At 62.0% G+C, this 16,506-nt stretch carries 13 protein-coding genes; 11 read left to right on the forward strand and 2 right to left on the reverse strand.

Annotated features, from left to right (window positions below):
- Window positions 1–18 precede the first annotated feature (18 nt).
- The 6 genes from BLQ10_RS15705 (at window position 19) to BLQ10_RS15730 (ending at window position 10,101) form a co-directional block, all read left to right on the forward strand.
- On the forward strand, window positions 19–3,192 hold the full coding sequence (locus tag BLQ10_RS15705; RefSeq protein ID WP_175558649.1) for a GH92 family glycosyl hydrolase: 3,174 nt from the start codon (window positions 19–21) through the stop codon (window positions 3,190–3,192).
- Between the two features lie 550 nt (window positions 3,193–3,742).
- On the forward strand, window positions 3,743–5,821 hold the full coding sequence (locus BLQ10_RS15710) for a beta-galactosidase (RefSeq protein WP_139164257.1): 2,079 nt from the start codon (window positions 3,743–3,745) through the stop codon (window positions 5,819–5,821).
- 83 nt (window positions 5,822–5,904) lie between these two features.
- Window positions 5,905–7,164 carry an ABC transporter substrate-binding protein gene (locus BLQ10_RS15715; RefSeq protein WP_091563623.1) on the forward strand — a complete coding sequence of 420 codons (1,260 nt, stop codon included), beginning with the start codon at window positions 5,905–5,907 and terminating at the stop codon, window positions 7,162–7,164.
- Window positions 7,164–8,108, forward strand: coding sequence for a carbohydrate ABC transporter permease (locus tag BLQ10_RS15720; RefSeq protein WP_091563625.1), 945 nt, complete (start codon window positions 7,164–7,166; stop codon window positions 8,106–8,108). Before BLQ10_RS15715 ends, BLQ10_RS15720 begins: the two co-directional genes overlap by 1 nt.
- Entirely contained in the window at window positions 8,105–8,959 is an 855-nt protein-coding gene (locus BLQ10_RS15725) for a carbohydrate ABC transporter permease (protein ID WP_091563627.1), read from the forward strand. The genes BLQ10_RS15720 and BLQ10_RS15725 overlap by 4 nt, the downstream gene beginning before the upstream one ends.
- A gap of 227 nt (window positions 8,960–9,186) precedes the next feature.
- A complete protein-coding gene (locus BLQ10_RS15730; protein ID WP_091563629.1) occupies window positions 9,187–10,101 on the forward strand; it encodes an ROK family protein in 915 nt (304 codons plus the stop codon).
- A 727-nt stretch (window positions 10,102–10,828) separates the two neighbouring features.
- Here BLQ10_RS15730 and BLQ10_RS15735 read toward each other — a convergent pair.
- Window positions 10,829–12,289 (reverse strand): class I mannose-6-phosphate isomerase, encoded by a 1,461-nt coding sequence (locus tag BLQ10_RS15735; RefSeq protein WP_217635821.1) that lies wholly within the window; start codon window positions 12,287–12,289, stop codon window positions 10,829–10,831.
- Window positions 12,290–12,714: 425 nt separating this feature from the next.
- Here BLQ10_RS15735 and BLQ10_RS15740 point away from each other — a divergent pair, with 425 nt between their 5' ends.
- The 4 genes from BLQ10_RS15740 (at window position 12,715) to BLQ10_RS15755 (ending at window position 15,351) form a co-directional block, all read left to right on the forward strand.
- Window positions 12,715–13,299: an SGNH/GDSL hydrolase family protein gene (locus BLQ10_RS15740; RefSeq protein ID WP_091563633.1), complete on the forward strand. Its 585-nt coding sequence runs from the start codon at window positions 12,715–12,717 to the stop codon at window positions 13,297–13,299.
- A complete protein-coding gene (locus BLQ10_RS23120; RefSeq protein WP_368086525.1) occupies window positions 13,244–13,783 on the forward strand; it encodes an ArsR/SmtB family transcription factor in 540 nt (179 codons plus the stop codon). Before BLQ10_RS15740 ends, BLQ10_RS23120 begins: the two co-directional genes overlap by 56 nt.
- 150 nt (window positions 13,784–13,933) lie before the next feature.
- Window positions 13,934–14,947, forward strand: coding sequence for an aldo/keto reductase (locus tag BLQ10_RS15750; protein ID WP_091563637.1), 1,014 nt, complete (start codon window positions 13,934–13,936; stop codon window positions 14,945–14,947).
- 176 nt (window positions 14,948–15,123) lie between these two features.
- Window positions 15,124–15,351, forward strand: coding sequence for a hypothetical protein (locus BLQ10_RS15755; protein WP_091563639.1), 228 nt, complete (start codon window positions 15,124–15,126; stop codon window positions 15,349–15,351).
- A gap of 166 nt (window positions 15,352–15,517) precedes the next feature.
- Here BLQ10_RS15755 and BLQ10_RS15760 read toward each other — a convergent pair whose 3' ends face one another.
- Window positions 15,518–16,123, reverse strand: coding sequence for a TetR family transcriptional regulator (locus tag BLQ10_RS15760; RefSeq protein WP_091563641.1), 606 nt, complete (start codon window positions 16,121–16,123; stop codon window positions 15,518–15,520).
- 83 nt (window positions 16,124–16,206) lie between these two features.
- Between BLQ10_RS15760 and BLQ10_RS15765 the strand changes: the two genes are divergently transcribed.
- The coding region (locus BLQ10_RS15765) for an SDR family oxidoreductase (protein WP_139164259.1) at window positions 16,207–16,506 on the forward strand (300 nt) is incomplete at its 3' end.

The raw sequence follows: 16,506 nt of genomic DNA on the forward strand, positions 1-16,506 counted from the left end.
GGCTTGGAACCGGGCCCCGTGCTGAAGTACCGGGTGGAGGGTGAGACCAAACTGACGGTGCTGCGTGCACCGATCACGATCCTGTTCGACGAAAGTGCGGCGATCCTGCCTTCCAGCGAGCTGCGGTACGATGTGTTTCCCCTGCTTGATTCCGAGCGCACCAACATCCGTGATGCTTATGCGGCCACAGCAGTCGCGATCGATCTCGTCTTCCGTGACGGCACGACTCTCTCTGGCCTGGACGCGGTGGACCAGCACTCTGTCGCCGTCGATCCGATTGCACAATACGATTCGAAAACAATTCAGGCTTCACAGTGGAACCGAAAACGCGTTGCCCTCGACGCGGCGGTGGGCAAGCAGCTGGAGCGTGCCGAGCTCGTAGTCGCAACTCGATCGTCATCAGACGGCAGCTTCGATTTCGAAGGCTTCATCGGCACAGCGACGATCGAGCCGACACCGCCCGAACCGGTGGCTCCCATCGACTGGGTTCGAACAACCCGCGGATCCCATTCCTCATTTACCTATTCGCGCGGCAACACGGTGCCTCTGGTCGCCGTGCCGCACGGCGGCGTGTTCGGGGCTCCGATGACAGACGCGCGCACAACTGACTGGACCTATACCTACGCCGCACACAACCGGGAAGACGGGCGCCCTGCCATCCAGGCCCTGGCCACATCTCACGTCCCCAGCCCTTGGATCCAGGATCGCGGAGTGTTCCAGATCATGCCATCCGGTGGCGCGGAACCCATCTTCGATGCACGCCTAAGGGCGCTCGGGTTCGACCACCACTCGGAGACCGATCGCCCCCACCGCTATTCCGTGGCACTGGACGGGGGCATCCGGGCGGAAGTCACTGCCGGCATGTGGTCTGTCTTCGTGAGACTGACCTTCCCCGGCAGCACAGGATGGTTCGTTGTCGACCAGGTCGATGAGAACGGTGGTCTGGAGCTGCCCACTCCCACCGGCACCCCCACCATGACCGGCTTTGTGGACGGATCCGACGAGAGCCCGCGGATGTTCGTCTTCGCGACGATCGACAGGCCGGTGCTGGATGTCCGTCGGGATGGTGACTCCAAGGTCCGGGGAGCGGTTTGCGTGGCGCTCGACGAAACTCAGAGTGTGACCATCGCCATCAGCACTTCTTTTCTGAGTACTGGGCAAGCTGCCCGCAACCTGGCCTTCGACCTCGAGGGCGCGGAGGCGAGTGTCTCGAAGCGTCATGGGGCATTTGATGCCATCGCAGCATCTGCGGAAGGCCAGTGGAGCGAACGACTTGCGATCGTCGAGGTGGACGGCGCGACCACAGACCAGCGCACGACCGTTGCATCGTCGCTCTATCGGCTGTTCCTCTACCCGAACACCGCCTCAGAGAATGTCGGAACCCAGGCCCAGCCGCGTTACCGGTATGCAAGTCCTTTCCATGGCCTCGAAAGCCCCCACACCCCGACCGAGACGGGCCTCCGTCTCGTCGACGGCACCCTCAGCGTCAACAACGGATTCTGGGACACATATAGAACGGTCTGGCCAGCACTGGGCCTCCTCCGCCCCGACGAAGCGGGAAAACTGCTCGACGGGTTCGTGCAGCACTATAGGGACGGTGGCTGGACAAGCCGGTGGACGGCACCTGGACCGGTCGACAACATGACCGGAACTACCAGTGATGTCATCTTCGCCGACGCGATCAAATCCGGCCTCACAGGACTGAACGCACTGGACGCCTACGACTCGGCCCTTCACAACGCAACCGTCGTATCCAGCGATCCCCGGGTGGGACGAAAAGGAGTGCGCTCTCAGACCTTCCGCGGCTTCACCGACACCCGTGTGTCAGAAGGAATGTCGTGGACGATCGACTCCGCGATCAATGATTACGGAATCGGGCATCTCGCGCTTCACCTACAGAACACGCTTCCCCCCGATCATCCACGACTCGAAAGCCTGGCAGCTGACGCGCAATATTACTCTGCCCGCGCCGCCCGATACATAACAGTTTTCGATGAACGAATCGGCTTCTTTCAAGGCCGGAACGACGATGGTACCTGGCGGGTCCCGGACACCAGCGACTACGACCCCGCCCAGTGGGGTTATGACTACACGGAGACAAACGGATGGGGAACCGCATTCACCGCTCCCCATGACGGCACCGGCTTGGCAACGCTGCACGGCGGACCCGCCGCTCTTGAAGAAAAGCTCGACCTTTTCTTCGCCACTCCAGAGACCGGCCGCAACAACGTCAAAGGCAGCTACGACATCACGATCCACGAGATGGCCGAGGCACGGGATGTCCGCATGGGCATGCTCGGACTGTCGAACCAGCCCGCGCACCACATCCCCTTCATGTACGCGTTCACTGGCGCCCACCACAAGACCCAGGCAATAGTCAGCGAGGCGCTGCGCCGCCTCTTCCTCGGATCCGAAATCGGCCAGGGATATCCTGGCGACGAAGACAACGGCGAAATGAGCGCCTGGTATCTCTTCGCCGCGCTCGGTTTTTATCCGCTGGTTCCAGTCTCAGGCCGATTTGTTCTCACCACACCGCTGTTCGAAGAAGCCCGCGTGCGGCTGCCTCTCGGACGCGTCCTCACCGTACGGCGCAAAGGAAATCCTGACGACTACTACGTAGCAGGCGTGACTGTAGACGGAGAACCTTGGCACGAGATTGAGATAGCGCGCGAGCGGCTCCTGAAAGGTCCCACGATCGTGGTCACTACGTCGTCTGAGCCCACCCGGTGGGCATCCGGCACCGTGCCGACTTCGCATACTCCGGAAGGGCAGCGTCCCCGCACGAGGCTCGACAAGACCTCGCCAGCCATGGCAGCTAAGGGAGCCGCAACAGCGACGGCGGTCTCGGGCGATGCAGCAGATATGTTCGACGATATCGGTGAGCACATTCTCGTACTCGAGCCGGGCGGTTCCGTTTGCTATACATTCGAGAAAGTCACCCCGGTCGGGCTTTACACCGTGACGTCCGCGATGGCGGCCAAAGCATCATGGCGCGTGGAAGGTTCTGAGGCCCTCTCCGGGGACGGCTGGCACCCGCTCGATGAACAGACAAATGCAACATTCACCTGGGCAGGCCAAACCCGCCCATTCATCGCCAAGCCGGACGTGCTGCCGGGCGGTATCCGGCGCGTGCGGCTTGTCGCCACAGCCGCCCTCGACTTGATGCAGATCGAGATACTCGCAGACTCATGATGCGATCTCTCCGGAAGTAGGCGCGACTGGCTCGTTCACACCGATGCCAAAGCGGACCGAAGTCCGCGATGTCCCGCTCATCGCCCTGGGTTCGCCGTGCATCCCCGGTAGTCTGGTCCTGGGCGTTATTCTGTGAATATTTTTCGGACGACTTCGGTGGAGGTGCGTGCCGGCTCTCCTGCAGCCGACGTCTGCAGGGACGTGATCGGTTGAAGAGGGGTCCACGGGCGCCGGATGTAGACCGTTTCTCTGGAGCAGTGATCCTGGCGGAGCAGGCGGGTCCATCCCTCTCCGGACGGGGCCGGCGTCAGTCGAAGTTACCGGCAGTGGTAACGACACCATCGCACAGAAAAAACAATTACCGGACTCTGGTAACGCTACCAAAAATGTGTCAGAGTGGAGTGTCCCTGCGGTCGGCCTTGTCAACGCCGACCGCAGCCCCCGAGAGGAAGCAGCCAATGAAGTCTCGAACAGCCCGCCGGAGCACCTGCGTAGCGGCGTCCGCATCAAGCTCACTCAGCCCGGAGTTGAGTGTCCTGTGAATGAGCGGTTGGGAACGCAGATATGGCTGGAACGTGATTTGTCGAAGGACGAAACGCGCGCTCTGGTGGCCCGCGCCGCTGAGGTCGGGTTCGGGCAGCTGAGGGTCTTCCTCATCTGGCCTTGGATCCAGGCCGAGTCCCCCGATCGCTGGGACTTTGATCTGTTCGACGATGTCTTTGACGCCGCCGCCGAGCACGGAATAAAGATCAAGGCCACCCTCACAGCGAACTCCGGGCCCTGGTGGCTTGGCACGGGGTCGGTGCTGCACTCCCAGACAATGACACTGGATTCTGCCTCGCGAGGGCACATGGAGGCGTACATCGCAGCATGCGTGAAGCGTTACTCCGCCCATCCGGCGCTCGGTCAGTGGATTTTGTGGAACGAACCCATGAACCCACCTGACAATCCGTGGGGCGACACGTTCGTCACCGACGAAGCGCGTGCACTGTGGCCGGAGGTTCTCCGCGAACAGTACGAGAACGACATTGCGGTGCTGAACAAGAGGTGGCGCAGCGGTTACACCGCATTCGATGAGGTGCCGCTGCCAAAAGACGTCATGCATCCAGCCCACAGGAACAACACCTGGCGTTCCTTCGGACCGATTCTGAGCGATTACGTCCTCCGCTCCAGAATCATCGAGAAGGAACTGGCCTGGGTCGCCGGCCAGGTCCGGGTGCACGACTCCCGGACCCCGCTCTGCGCCAACCCCTGCCAGTCGTTGTACAACCACGCAGAGGCCGGATACAACCTGCAGAACATCGCCAAGACTGTCGATGTTCTCGGCGCCACATTCCACGCCCCGTGGAGCTTCGGATTCGCCCAGCGCGACACACACACGCCTCTGGTCATTGCCGGTACGACCCTTCTGCAGAACGTACCGGGAAAGCACGGCGTCGAGGTCACCGAAGCGCAGACCGGAAATACGCACTACGCCGGTCATACCCCGCTCGGTGTATCGCACTCCCAGATTGCAGCAACGTATCTCGCCCCGCTTCTCGTCGGCGCGCAATCGGTCACCGGCTGGTGCTTCAACACCAGGGCGCAGGACTTTGAGGCCGGGGAATGGGGCCTGCTGGACGATGACGATCAGATCGGAGACCGGGCACGCGCCGTCACCCGGGTGGCAAAATGTCTTGACCGGTTGGAAAATACCGCGGGGGACTGGACAGCGGCGCCACCAGCGGCACTTGTGCTGACGTCCGAGCAGTCCCAAGCGGTAGAGTTCGCGTTCTCCCAGGTCGGCGACAGCTCGTTCAACCGCGGTGCCGACGCCGCCCCACAGGCAGCGGGGCTCCTCACCGCGGAGCTGCTTCGATCCGGCGTGCAAGCCGGAATGATGCCGGTCTCAGGCGTGAATGATGACACCAGGGCGGATGTCATTATCGCTTCCCACATTGCCGCCTGGAGTGAAGACTTCGGCAGGCAATTGCTGTCCCTGGCCCACAACGGCGCCACGGTCGTAGTTGACGGACTCAGTGGTGAGTTTGACCTTGACGCAAAGCTGCACCGACCCTGGCCCGGAGGCATGGCCGGCACCGTAGGGGCCAGAAGCCGCGGCCTGGAAACCGCCCACGACGGAACCACCAAATATCCCGCTCAACTGTTCGGGCAGACCGTCGGATATTTCGCAGGTGTGCGCGACGAGCTGGAATTCACCGATGAAACCTGGACACCTTTGACAGATCCGGTCTTCGCCGAAGACGGAACGCCTGTTGCGTGGGAACGTAGCTGGGGCGCCGGCAAGTTGCTGTTCGTGGCAGCGTCGCTGGCTAATACGATCCTCGACCCCGACGCCGGGACGGCTGCGGTCAACGCGATCCTCCGACACGCGACCACTGGTGTGCCCCGCCCATGCCGGCCCCTCAGTGCGCACACGGTCCTGTTGACGGTCAACGGAGAGCGCGGCCCGGTTTGGGGAATCTTCGCTCCGGCGATAAGCGACCGCGGAGGTCGGCAGATCCAACTCCAGCTGCGTCCCGGAACGTATCTGGATATCTGGACGGAAGCCGAACACCGGGTAGGACCGGACGGCATGCTAAAGCTCTCTGCCCCCGACGGCATTGCCCTCATCACCGAACTCCTCTGAAGTAAAGCGGACGGGCCAGACCCGGTACGTCCACCTGGCACCGCAGAACATATGCCTGCACCCCACGCGAAAAGGAAGAAACCATGAAACACTCACGCACGCTTGCAGCGGCAGCAGCGACGCTGCTGATGGCAACCGCAGGGCTCACCGCCTGCTCAACAGGGGGGTCGCCCTCCTCGGCATCCTCCGAAGGGCAGACGATTAACGTCCTGGGGTACCAGCCGATTCCGCAGGAAATCCTGGACGATTTCAAGACCAAGACCGGAATCACCGTCAAGCTCGATCGCCAGGGAGGCGGGGACTTTGCCCAGATCCTCCAGTCCCGGGTCTCGGCGAAGGCCGATATCGATGTCCTGAACGTTCGGGCCGGAGCGGAATTCAACAAATACGCCAAGGCCAACAGCTTCGAAGACCTTTCCGGCCAGGGCTTACTGAACAATGTTGATGAAATCGGCCTTGAGCCCGGCAAGGTCGACGGCAAGACTTACGGCTACTCGCAGAGTTCCTACGTCACCGGCGTCTTCTACAACAAGAACATCTTCAATAAGCTCGGGATCCAGGTACCGACGAGCTGGGACGAACTCACGGCCGCAGCCGCCAAGATCAAAGCGGCAGGAACCGCTCCGTTCGTCTTCACCGCAGCGGACGCCTGGACCAACCAGTACTTCTACCACAACGCAATTGCCGTCTACGCCAAGGAACACCCCACCTTCATGGAGGACCTGGCAACCGGAAAAGCAAAGTGGCAGGACAACACCCTCTTTACAAAGCAGGTTCAGCGGTTCCAGGACCTCGTCAAAAAAGACTACTTCGTCCCCGGCGCCAACAGCCTGCCTGGCCAGGAAGGACAGAACATGTTCGCCTCCGGCAAGGCGGCCATGTATCTGATGGGAACCTGGACTCTGTCCAGCCTGACACCCGCCGGATTCGAAATGGGCATGTTCCCGCTGCCCATCAATGACGCCGGACAACCGCCTGCCCCCGCATCGTCACTCGCCGACAACATGTACACCGTCACCTCATGGTCCAAGAAGAAGGACGCGGCCCTGAAGTTCCTTGACTTCATGACCCAGAAGGAATCCGCGACCAAGTACTCCGAGGCGAACAAGAACGCAAGCACCATCAAGGGCGCCACCGGGAACTTCTCCCCGTACCAGGCGGACAGCGATGCGCTCACCAAGACCGCGGCGCCGTACCCGACGAACATGGGTCCGTCCGTGAACGGCACCGGACCGGGCATCCTCGGTGACATCATCGCCGGCACCGCCAGCGCGGACGACGCGGTCAAGAAGTTCCAGTCGCTCCAGGACGACGACAACCAGACCGACTACAACACCCCCTAATGACACGGTTAACAGTGGACGCCCGTCCAGCCGTGAGCCGCAAGGGCAGTGCGCCCTTGCGGCCCCGGCGGCGGATCAGGTTCGAATGGTCCTTCGTGCTCCTGGCGCTACCCGCGCTCCTGGTCTACCTCGGCTTTCTCATCGGGCCGGTAATCGCCGGATTCTATTTCTCCTTCACCCGCTGGGACGGCATTAATCCGCCGAAGTGGATCGGAATCGACAACTTCGTGAAAATGGCCGGCGACCGGAAGTATGCTGCCGCGCTCGCGCACACCCTGATCTTCACCGCTGTCATCGTCGCTGGCCAGGTCGGGGTGGGCCTCGGGTTGGCCCTGCTGCTCAACCGTGCCAGACGCGGCGTCGCCTTCATGCGCGGAGTCTTCTTCGCGCCGGCCCTGATGAGCACAGCCGTCATCGCACTGATCTGGGGGTTCATGTACAGCCCAGCCGTAGGGCTTCTGGGAAAGTTCGCCGAAGCGACCGGACTCGGCGGTACCTTTCTCAGGGACGTGCTGGGCAACCAACAAAGCGCGCTCCTGGGCGTTAGCGTCGTGGTCATCTGGCAGTTTGCCGGGTACATGATGATCATCTTCCTCGCCGGGCTCAAGAACATCCCTCAGGAAGTCTATGAAGCGGCCGCCATCGACGGGGCCCACGGTGCACGCCAGTTCAGGTCCATCACCTGGCCCCTGCTTGCCCCCTCTGTCTCGATCGCGGTCCTGATCTCGCTGGCGGGAAACCTGAAGCTCTTCGATCAGGTGTATCTGATGACGGGCGGCGGCCCCGCCGGAGCCACCGAAACGGTAGGTACGTTGATCTACCAAACCGCCTTCCTGAATTCCAACTACGGCTATTCCGTGGCCCAGTCGGTGGTCCTTACCGTACTCATCGTCCTGGTCGTACTGTCCCGGCGCTGGCTAACATCGAGGAGAACCCAGGAATGACGGCCGTAGCAGCAGAACAAGCCCGGACCCGGCGGCCGCTCCGCTCTGTCCTGATTTTCGTGGTCCTGGCGGTAGCGCTCGGCGCCGTCATATTTCCAACCGCTTTGATGTTCCTAACGTCCCTGAAATCCCAGGCCGAGGTCTACGCGAACCCCATCGCGTTACCGGGGGAGCTGCAATGGGGGAACTTCACACGGGCGTGGACGGTCGGCGACGTGCCCCTGCGGGCCCGTAACAGCATTATTGTGACGATCACCAGCGTCGTGCTCAGCTCCATCATCGGCGCCGGAGCCGGTTACGTGTGTGCGCGTATCAAGCCACGGCGCCTCGGCATCATGCTGACCGGTCTATTCGCATTCGGGCTCTTCATCCCGGTGCAGAGCGGCCTGGTGCCGCTGTTCGTTGAGATGCAAGCTCTCGGGCTGCTTGGCACCCTGGTGCCCATGATCATCGTCAACGCTGCGCTGCAGCTTCCACTGTCGGTGGTTATCTTTGCAGCGTTCTTTGGCGCCCTCCCGATCGAGGTCGAAGAATCGGCCTCCATCGATGGAGCCGGCAGGCTCCGCACATTGTTCGCGATCGTCATGCCCCTGGCACGGCCGGCAGTAGCCACCAACATCATTCTCGGGACAGTCACGGTCTGGAATGACTATTTCGTGTCGCTGCTTTTCAGTACCGATCCCTCAATCCAGACCCTCCCCGTCGGACTGGCCTCGTTCAAAGTCGCCTACACGACCGACTGGCCTGCCACGCTCGCCTACACCTCAATGGTTGCTCTGCCTGTATTCATTCTGTACATCTTCCTGCAGCGTTACATCACCGAGGGTGTGACGGCGGGCTCGGTGAAATAAAGGGGACAGCAACATCGAATTGAGGCCAGGCACGCTTACGTCCGATGTGCGATCAAAGACGCCCTATCGGCACTGACGGACGTGTCCGTAACTAAACACCGGCGACGCCGGGGATGCGTGGTTCGATGCCCCGCACAATGAAAAAGGAGAGCGAAAGTGGCAATTGCCAAAGGGCCCGGGATGCGTCTCTCGCGCGATCTCCTGTCAGAGCCCGAGGGGAGCGGCAGATGACGCTGGGCTTCATCCCGGTCCTTGAAATCGGAGGAACCCACGTTACGGCGGCCTGGGTCGAACAAGACACGTGGCAGGCCGTTACAGATTCGATGACGCATCTGCCCCTTCCCGCCCATGGATCGAGGCAGGAGCTGGTTAGCTGTTTCACCGAGGCCGCCCGCAGACTCGGCAGCCGGCCCGGGACGGAATGGGCGGTGGCGATCCCCGGGCCGTTCGACTACGGGCTGGGCATCGGCCTTTTTGAGCACGTGGGTAAATTCGACAGCCTCTACGGGGTGGATGTCCGGCAGGAGCTGATGACTCAGATTTTGCCTGTTCCTGCATTCATACACTTCTTGAACGACGCCGATGCTTTCGGAATCGGAGAGTACGCTGCGGGTGCGGCCAAGGGGCATGAGCGCGCCGTCTGCATCACGCTCGGCACGGGCGTCGGGTCCGTTTTCCTGGACTCGGGTGAGCCACGGAAGACCGGACCCGGACTTCCCCCGAACGGTGAGGCGTACCGCCTGAATTTCCGGGGCAGGCCGCTCGAGGACACGATCTCCCGCCGGGCGATCAGGCAGGCCTATGCGAGGTCGACCGGGATGATCCCCGATCCGGTACCTGACGTGCGCGAAATCGCCGAACGGAGCCGAGCCGGCGATGAGAACGCCAAACTCGTATTGCGGAACGCCTTCGAATGCCTCGGCGTGGCGCTCAGCACCGCGGTCAGCGGTTTTGACGCAAGCGTCTTAGTGGTCGGCGGTTCCATCGCCCGTTCCTGGGACATTGTAGAACCGGCCGTGCGCCAAGGGTTAATGCAGGCGGTGCCGGCTCTTGCGGAACTGGATGTCCGCCCTGCAGGCAGACCAGCGGACGCGGCACTGCTGGGAGCAGCCTACTGGGCAGCCCACCACGCACGGCGGTAGGTGATGGTTCCGGTTGCAAGAGGGGGCGACTTTGCTCCCCGTCCGGGGGAAGGGACCGCACCCTTGCGACCAGCGGCCATGTGCGGAGGCGAGAGCCTTCGCACATGGCCGCTCTCCGGCCGGGTCGGCGTTCTCAATCGGACACGTTTAACTGTTCCAATCCTCATACCCGGAGAACCAGCATCGGCAAGGACCAAACAGGAGACACCCCGGCGAGATCGCGCACCGCTTGTCCGAAAATCGCCGAGTTGGCTATAGGTCCTGTCAAGTGCATGTCAGGCATGGCGGTGGGCGCCACGTGCCGGCGGGCGTTCTGACGGTGTGTTGTGGCTGGCGGTTTGGTGGATGGAGCGGCTAGGTTCCGGAAGCGCCCGCGCTGACATATCCGACCCCGGCCCGTTGCCGGGTTATCTGGCGTCGTTCGGGCAGCAGCCGAGCGAAGGGCCGGGCGCCATGCTAGGCACGGCGTGACGCGGGGAAGCGTCAGCCATAGCTGCATCGGCGTCTGGTCCGGCCCTTCGTACTGGCTGTGCTTGTACAGGTGAACAAGTCCGAGGCGCCTAATTTGCTCGATGTGCCACGACCATTCCGGCCGGACAAACATTTGCCTGGGCGCACACCTCGCTGCCGAACCCTGGGCCGGCGGACTGAGAGCGAGCAGACCATTCTCCGGGCCATATCCGGCGAAGGTCCGGCTGCCTTCGCCCCCGAAACCGTGACGACCCTCTCAGATCTCCGTACCCCGGACGAAGGCCTTCACGGTTCCGAATCGTTGGCCGCTCCCTTCTCCCAGCGGACGGATCCGATAGCGACCCACAGACGCGGGGACAATGAATGTCTCGGCATAATGAACCGTGAACGGCGCGAAACTGCCGGTGGGACTTTCCACCACGGCCGATGATCCCTCAACCAGGTTGAGCACGTTAACAGTGCCGCGGGTGTGGTGCTCGACCGAGCCCGTGAACCAGTGGCGGCGAACTTCGATAAATTCGAGGGAGTGTAAGCCTGTCCTCTCTTCGACCCATCCTGGTCCTGAGGCGACAATTTCTACCTGGTCCAGCAGGTTGTCGCGGGTCCAGGCGGTGTCCCGATCCCACTGGATATTGTTTTTCGCGTGCTCGAGGTGAATCGGGCGCGGCACCCCGTCCAGACCGACGCGGTCCCAGTCCCACATCTTGAACGTGAAGATATAGGGCGTAGCCGAAATTTCGAGGACCATGGAGTCTGCGCCGGAGCAGTGAACCGTTCCCGCGGGGATGGAGAAGTGGTCGTGCTTCTTGGCCGGGAAAATATTGATGAACTTCTCCGTTGGGAAACTGATTTCCCCACGGGAGGCGGACTCCAGGGTATCGAGCATTTCAGCCGGATCGATCCCTGACTTCAATCCCAGATACACGACTGCGTCCTCGTCGGCATCCAGCAGATAGTAGCTTTCGTCCTGGGTGTAGTGCATGCCGAAGGAGTTTTGGATGTAGTCCGTCAGGGGGTGGACCTGCAGCGAGAGATTACCGCCTCCCACAGTGTCGAGGAAGTCAAATCTGATGGGAAACTCGGCGCCGAAGCGGGCAAATGTCTTCTCGCCCAATAGCTCTCCTGGGTGCGTGAACACGACGTCAATGGCCGGCAGTTCGATAATTTCACTCCCGACTCCCAGCAGGATGCTGTTCTCTTCGGGAACGCAGTCGAAGCACCAGGCAAAGTTGTCGGAGTTTCTGTCCAGATCGCAGACTTCCTTCATCCACTGGCCACCCCATACTCCCGGGTCGAAGAAAGGCACCACACGGAACGGCGCGGTCGCTGCCGCGTTCATCCCGGTGTGGAACGCCTCAGCAGCGATAAGTTTCCCCTCCGCCGTCGAATGGTTGGTGTCCAAGATGTAGTCCATGGTTGGGAAAAGGGTCCTTTTGTGCCGGTCCGCAATGCGCCATTCCACGAAGTAGCCCCGCTTGACCTTGCGGAGGCTGTCTTCGTTGGGGTTGTTGGCCCGCCAGTTAGTAGCTCCGCGTCGCTGGCGCAGCTGGATCTCCCAGCGGGCCATGTCTGCGAGCACCAATGTCGAGTGCTGAATCGGAACGAGTGCCGCCCCCCAACCGATAAGAACAGTAGGTTGCCCGGAGGCTTTGACCCGGTCGGCAACGTCCGTCAGACGGCCGTTGTCATAGAGCTCGTCGATAGTGTGGTGGCTCATCACCCCGAAGACGCGGTCCTCCGTCAGATTTGCTGCGATGAGCTGCTCAATCTCCTCGACCGGGCGCGCGGCCGCTTCCTCGACGTCAATAACGGCGAAGTGAGGAAGCGCCGCGCGGATCGATGCTTCCAGCTCCCCGAGGTCGACGCCCGGGTAGGCGTCAACGACAATGACGGGGATGCCATGCCCCGCGGCGAAGGCGTGCCTGGCCGCTTCCGTCCAGGCTTCGACACCTCTCCAAACCCGGTGCTCGCCCGGGACGTGAATTGTGGGCTGCTTGTCGTAGTTGCCGTGGCTATGTGTCCGGATGGCCGATCGTTCCTTCCAAAGGTGGGGCGTACCGCGGTGGTAACGTTATCAACAGTACTGTCTGATGGTAACGTTATCAACGGGAGCAGGCAAGGCATCACGACTGGAAGCGAGATATGAATTCCATGCAACTACTCAGCGCTTACGGTCATTCGTGGGTAGACAGCACCGGGGCGGCGGAACCGCAAAAATTCGTGGCCGAACGCGTCGCTCGCAAACTCGGGGTGACGGTGAAAAACTGCGGCGTTGGCGGAAGCCTGAGTACCGAAACGGCTGTTTTGGTGACACAGGGACCGGTGGAATCGTCGACCGTCTTTCTGCTGATGACTGGTCTTAACGACGCACGGATGTTCGGCCCCTGCCAAGAGCCCCTGAGGGACTACGCGCAAGCGCTGGACACGATCTTTAGGGCCTTTCACCAGGCAAATTCGGCCGGAAGAGTCGTCGTCGTCCAACAGCCCCATTTACTTGACTACTCACGGTTTGAACCGGCCAATAAGGGATCCGACGCCATAGTGGATGCCTACAACTCAGTCCTCGTCGAGACTGCCGGCAAGTGGGTCGGTGTCGATGTTGCCGATGTCGCCGGCTGGGATCCCCACACGATGCTGGACGGCGATACCGTCCACCCTAATCACCTTGGCCATGAATACCTCGCCAACGCGGTTCTCGACGTCATTACAGCGAGAGCGCGGCCTTGAAAGACGTCCAGTCGAGAGCAACTTTCGGAGCGCTGAAAGCCATGGCCCGGGCAGGAGTATCCGGCATTCGGTCAAGGCAGGGGCTGAGGCTAATCAAACCCTCAGGTGGCCACGGTTGAACAGAGATCTGGAGCACGGCCTCGCGCTAAGACGGGTCTTCTCCAGCACCGTAAAGGTGAGAATCCTGCAGCTCCTGATCGACGGGCCCCGGACGCCGTGCACCCTTTCCGCGGATCTGCAGCTGGCGCCATCGACAGTTTCCAACCACTTGGCCGGACTGCATGGATTTGGTGCCGTCTGCTCCGTCTCATCGGGCCGCCACCGTTTCTATTCTCTCTCACCCCGCTACCGTGCCCTACTTACCGATGGATCATCAGAACATGCAGCTGCATTTGACGGTCTTCAATCAGGAGCGCTTGCGCGACCACCCCGATCCACAGCATTCGGGCTCAGTGCCGGACGGGCCGGAGAACGCGGGACTTGAAAGTCGTCTCAGAGACCAGTACAGCCCGCTTGTCCAGGAAGAGTAGTTCTTCGCTTTGAATCGCCGCCACGGCACAGCTTATGACTATTGGTTCATCCAACCCGGGGGCCGGGCGGGATCAGCCATGAACTTATTGAGTGGAAAGCCAACATGACATCTTCTGAATACACCGCATCGACTGGCCGCTTCGACACTATGACGTACTGCCCCGCCGGCCGCAGTGGCTTGAAACTTCCTGCATTGTCTTTAGGTCTCTGGCAAAACTTCGGAACCGCACGTGCTCTCGCGACACAGCACGAAATCGTGCGCCGTGCCTTCGACCTGGGAATCACCCACTTTGACCTGGCCAACAATTACGGGCCGCCACCAGGGTCGGCAGAGGAGAATTTCGGGCGAATCTATGCCCAGGACCTGAAACCGTACCGGGACGAAATTATCGTCTCGACCAAGGCCGGAAACGGCATGCACCACGGACCCTATGGGGACGGGGGATCCAGGAAGTACCTTCTCTCCTCACTGAATGCCAGCCTGGGAAGGATGGGCCTGGACTACGTAGACATCTTCTATCATCACCGCCCCGATGCGGATACCCCCATCGAAGAATCCATGGGCGCACTCGCAACAGCGGTTCACCAGGGCAAGGCTCTTTACGTCGGGGTCTCCAATTACACTCCGGAGCAGACGAGGGCCGCGGCCGCGGCCCTCGCCGAGCATAAGGTGCCGCTCGTGATCCATCAGCCCAGCTACTCCATGTTCAACCGGCACATCGAGACCGGGCTTTTGCCGCTACTCGACAACATAGGGGCGGGCAGCATCGTGTTCTCCCCGCTGGCCCAAGGCCTGCTGACCGACCGCTATCTAGAAGGCAGGATCCCGCAGGGATCACGGGCCGCCAACAGCAGCGTCTTCCCGGACAGACAGGTCAGCGAAACCTACCTCGCCCGTGCCCGGGGGCTGCAGGACATCGCCCTGGGACGCGGCCAGACGCTGGCCCAACTTGCCCTGACCTGGGTCCTGCGGCACCCTCAGACGACCTCTGCCCTCATCGGCTCCAGCTCCGTAGCGCAGCTGGAGGAAAACGTCGCCGCGGTCGGAGCCGCCGACTTGACGACCGATGAACTCGACGCCATCGAGCCGTACGCCGTGGACGGAACACTCCGGTGAATAACCACGACAGTTTCATCACCTCAGCCAGCCCTAATATCGGACGCCTGTCTGTGACCGCTGGTCCTGGATCGGAAACCCAATCGGTCAAGAATATTCGGCAGGATCGGGCACATAGGAGCGAGAAAACCGACGGCGGTTCCCAAAGAGCACCTGCAACACAAAAGAATCACGAGATGGCCGGACCGACGAAAGACTCCAATGGTCTCGCAATCACGGTCACCGCGACCGACCGGGGCAGCATGGATCTCCAACTCGACGAAGCCGTGGCCGCGGTCATGGCCACAGCAATGTGCGAACGACGTCGGGGAATTATCGTCACCCGACACGGTTACGATTCGTTCACTGTCGCACTCAGCGATGCCGTAGCCTTCGGGCTGACCCGGGAACAGCACGAGTGGTGAACTGGTCCCAGTGAGTCAGCTCCGCTGTTACGTGCACCGTCGATCGGGAAGGGTATTTTTTCGCATCGCATACGGTTCGCCGGATGCAGCTTGTCATAATATCCGATATCGGCCGCTGAGTCTTTTGGATGCTTGCCGAGAAGCGGTTGCCCCCGATTCGCAGCATCTAAGCCGCCGGCACCCGCAGCACCCCAACGGCCGCCACCAAATATGGCGCCGGATCCGGATCCGTCCCGGCGGCCCACTGCATCCAGGCCTCGAACGTCGCCCCGATCAGCGCGGCGCACAGATACCCCGCCACGTCCTCACGGACGCCGGCCGAAACCAGGCATGCCCGAGTCCGTTCCCGCTGCGGCGCCAGGGACTCGTAGCTCCGGCTGGCCAGTTCCGGGTGTTCGGCGATCAGCCGCAGCCGGCCGCGGGTGACCGCGAGGTCCGGCAGAACAGCAACCCCGGCGACAGCCGCCGCGCGCAGCCCCGCCAGGACGCCGCCGTCGGCCCCGCCAGCAGCGCGGGCGGAATCCAGAACCCGGCCGGAGACTTCGATCACCGGTTCCATGCCGCCCCAGACGAGCTCGGCCTTGCCGGCGAAGTACCGGTACAGACTCTTGCGCCCGATCCCGGCCTCACGCGCGATGTCCTCCATGGACGTCTGCTCGTAGCCGCGCTCGGCGAACAGGCGCAGCGCGATGGCGGCCACGGCGTCGGGATCAATCGTCACCGGGCGCCCGGTGACGCGCGGGACGGCGGTCGTCAAAGCATCCGAAGGCATCCCGCCAGTATTCACCCTTACATAATGACACAGCGTGTCATAAAGTGGACCGCGTCACCGTCAGCAACGTCTGGAAGGACATCATGGGCAACGAAGCTACATGGCAGGAAACCGCCACCACCGGCCGGTTCGCCAGCAAGACCGTCATCGTCACCGGCGCGGCCTCGGGCATCGGACAGGCCACCGCCCTGCGCATCGCCAAGGAGGGCGGCCGCGTCATCGCTGCCGACATCAGCAAGGAACGACTGGACGACCTGGTGGCCGAGAACGCCGGACTGGACCTGGTCCCCGTGGCCGGCGACATCTCCACCGAGGAAACCGTGGCAGCCGTCGTCGCTGCCGCCGACGGACGGGTCGACGCGCTGGCGAACATCGCCGGCATC

It is taken from the genome of Arthrobacter sp. ok362 (assembly GCF_900102785.1).
In the GTDB taxonomy this organism is placed as follows: domain Bacteria; phylum Actinomycetota; class Actinomycetes; order Actinomycetales; family Micrococcaceae; genus Arthrobacter.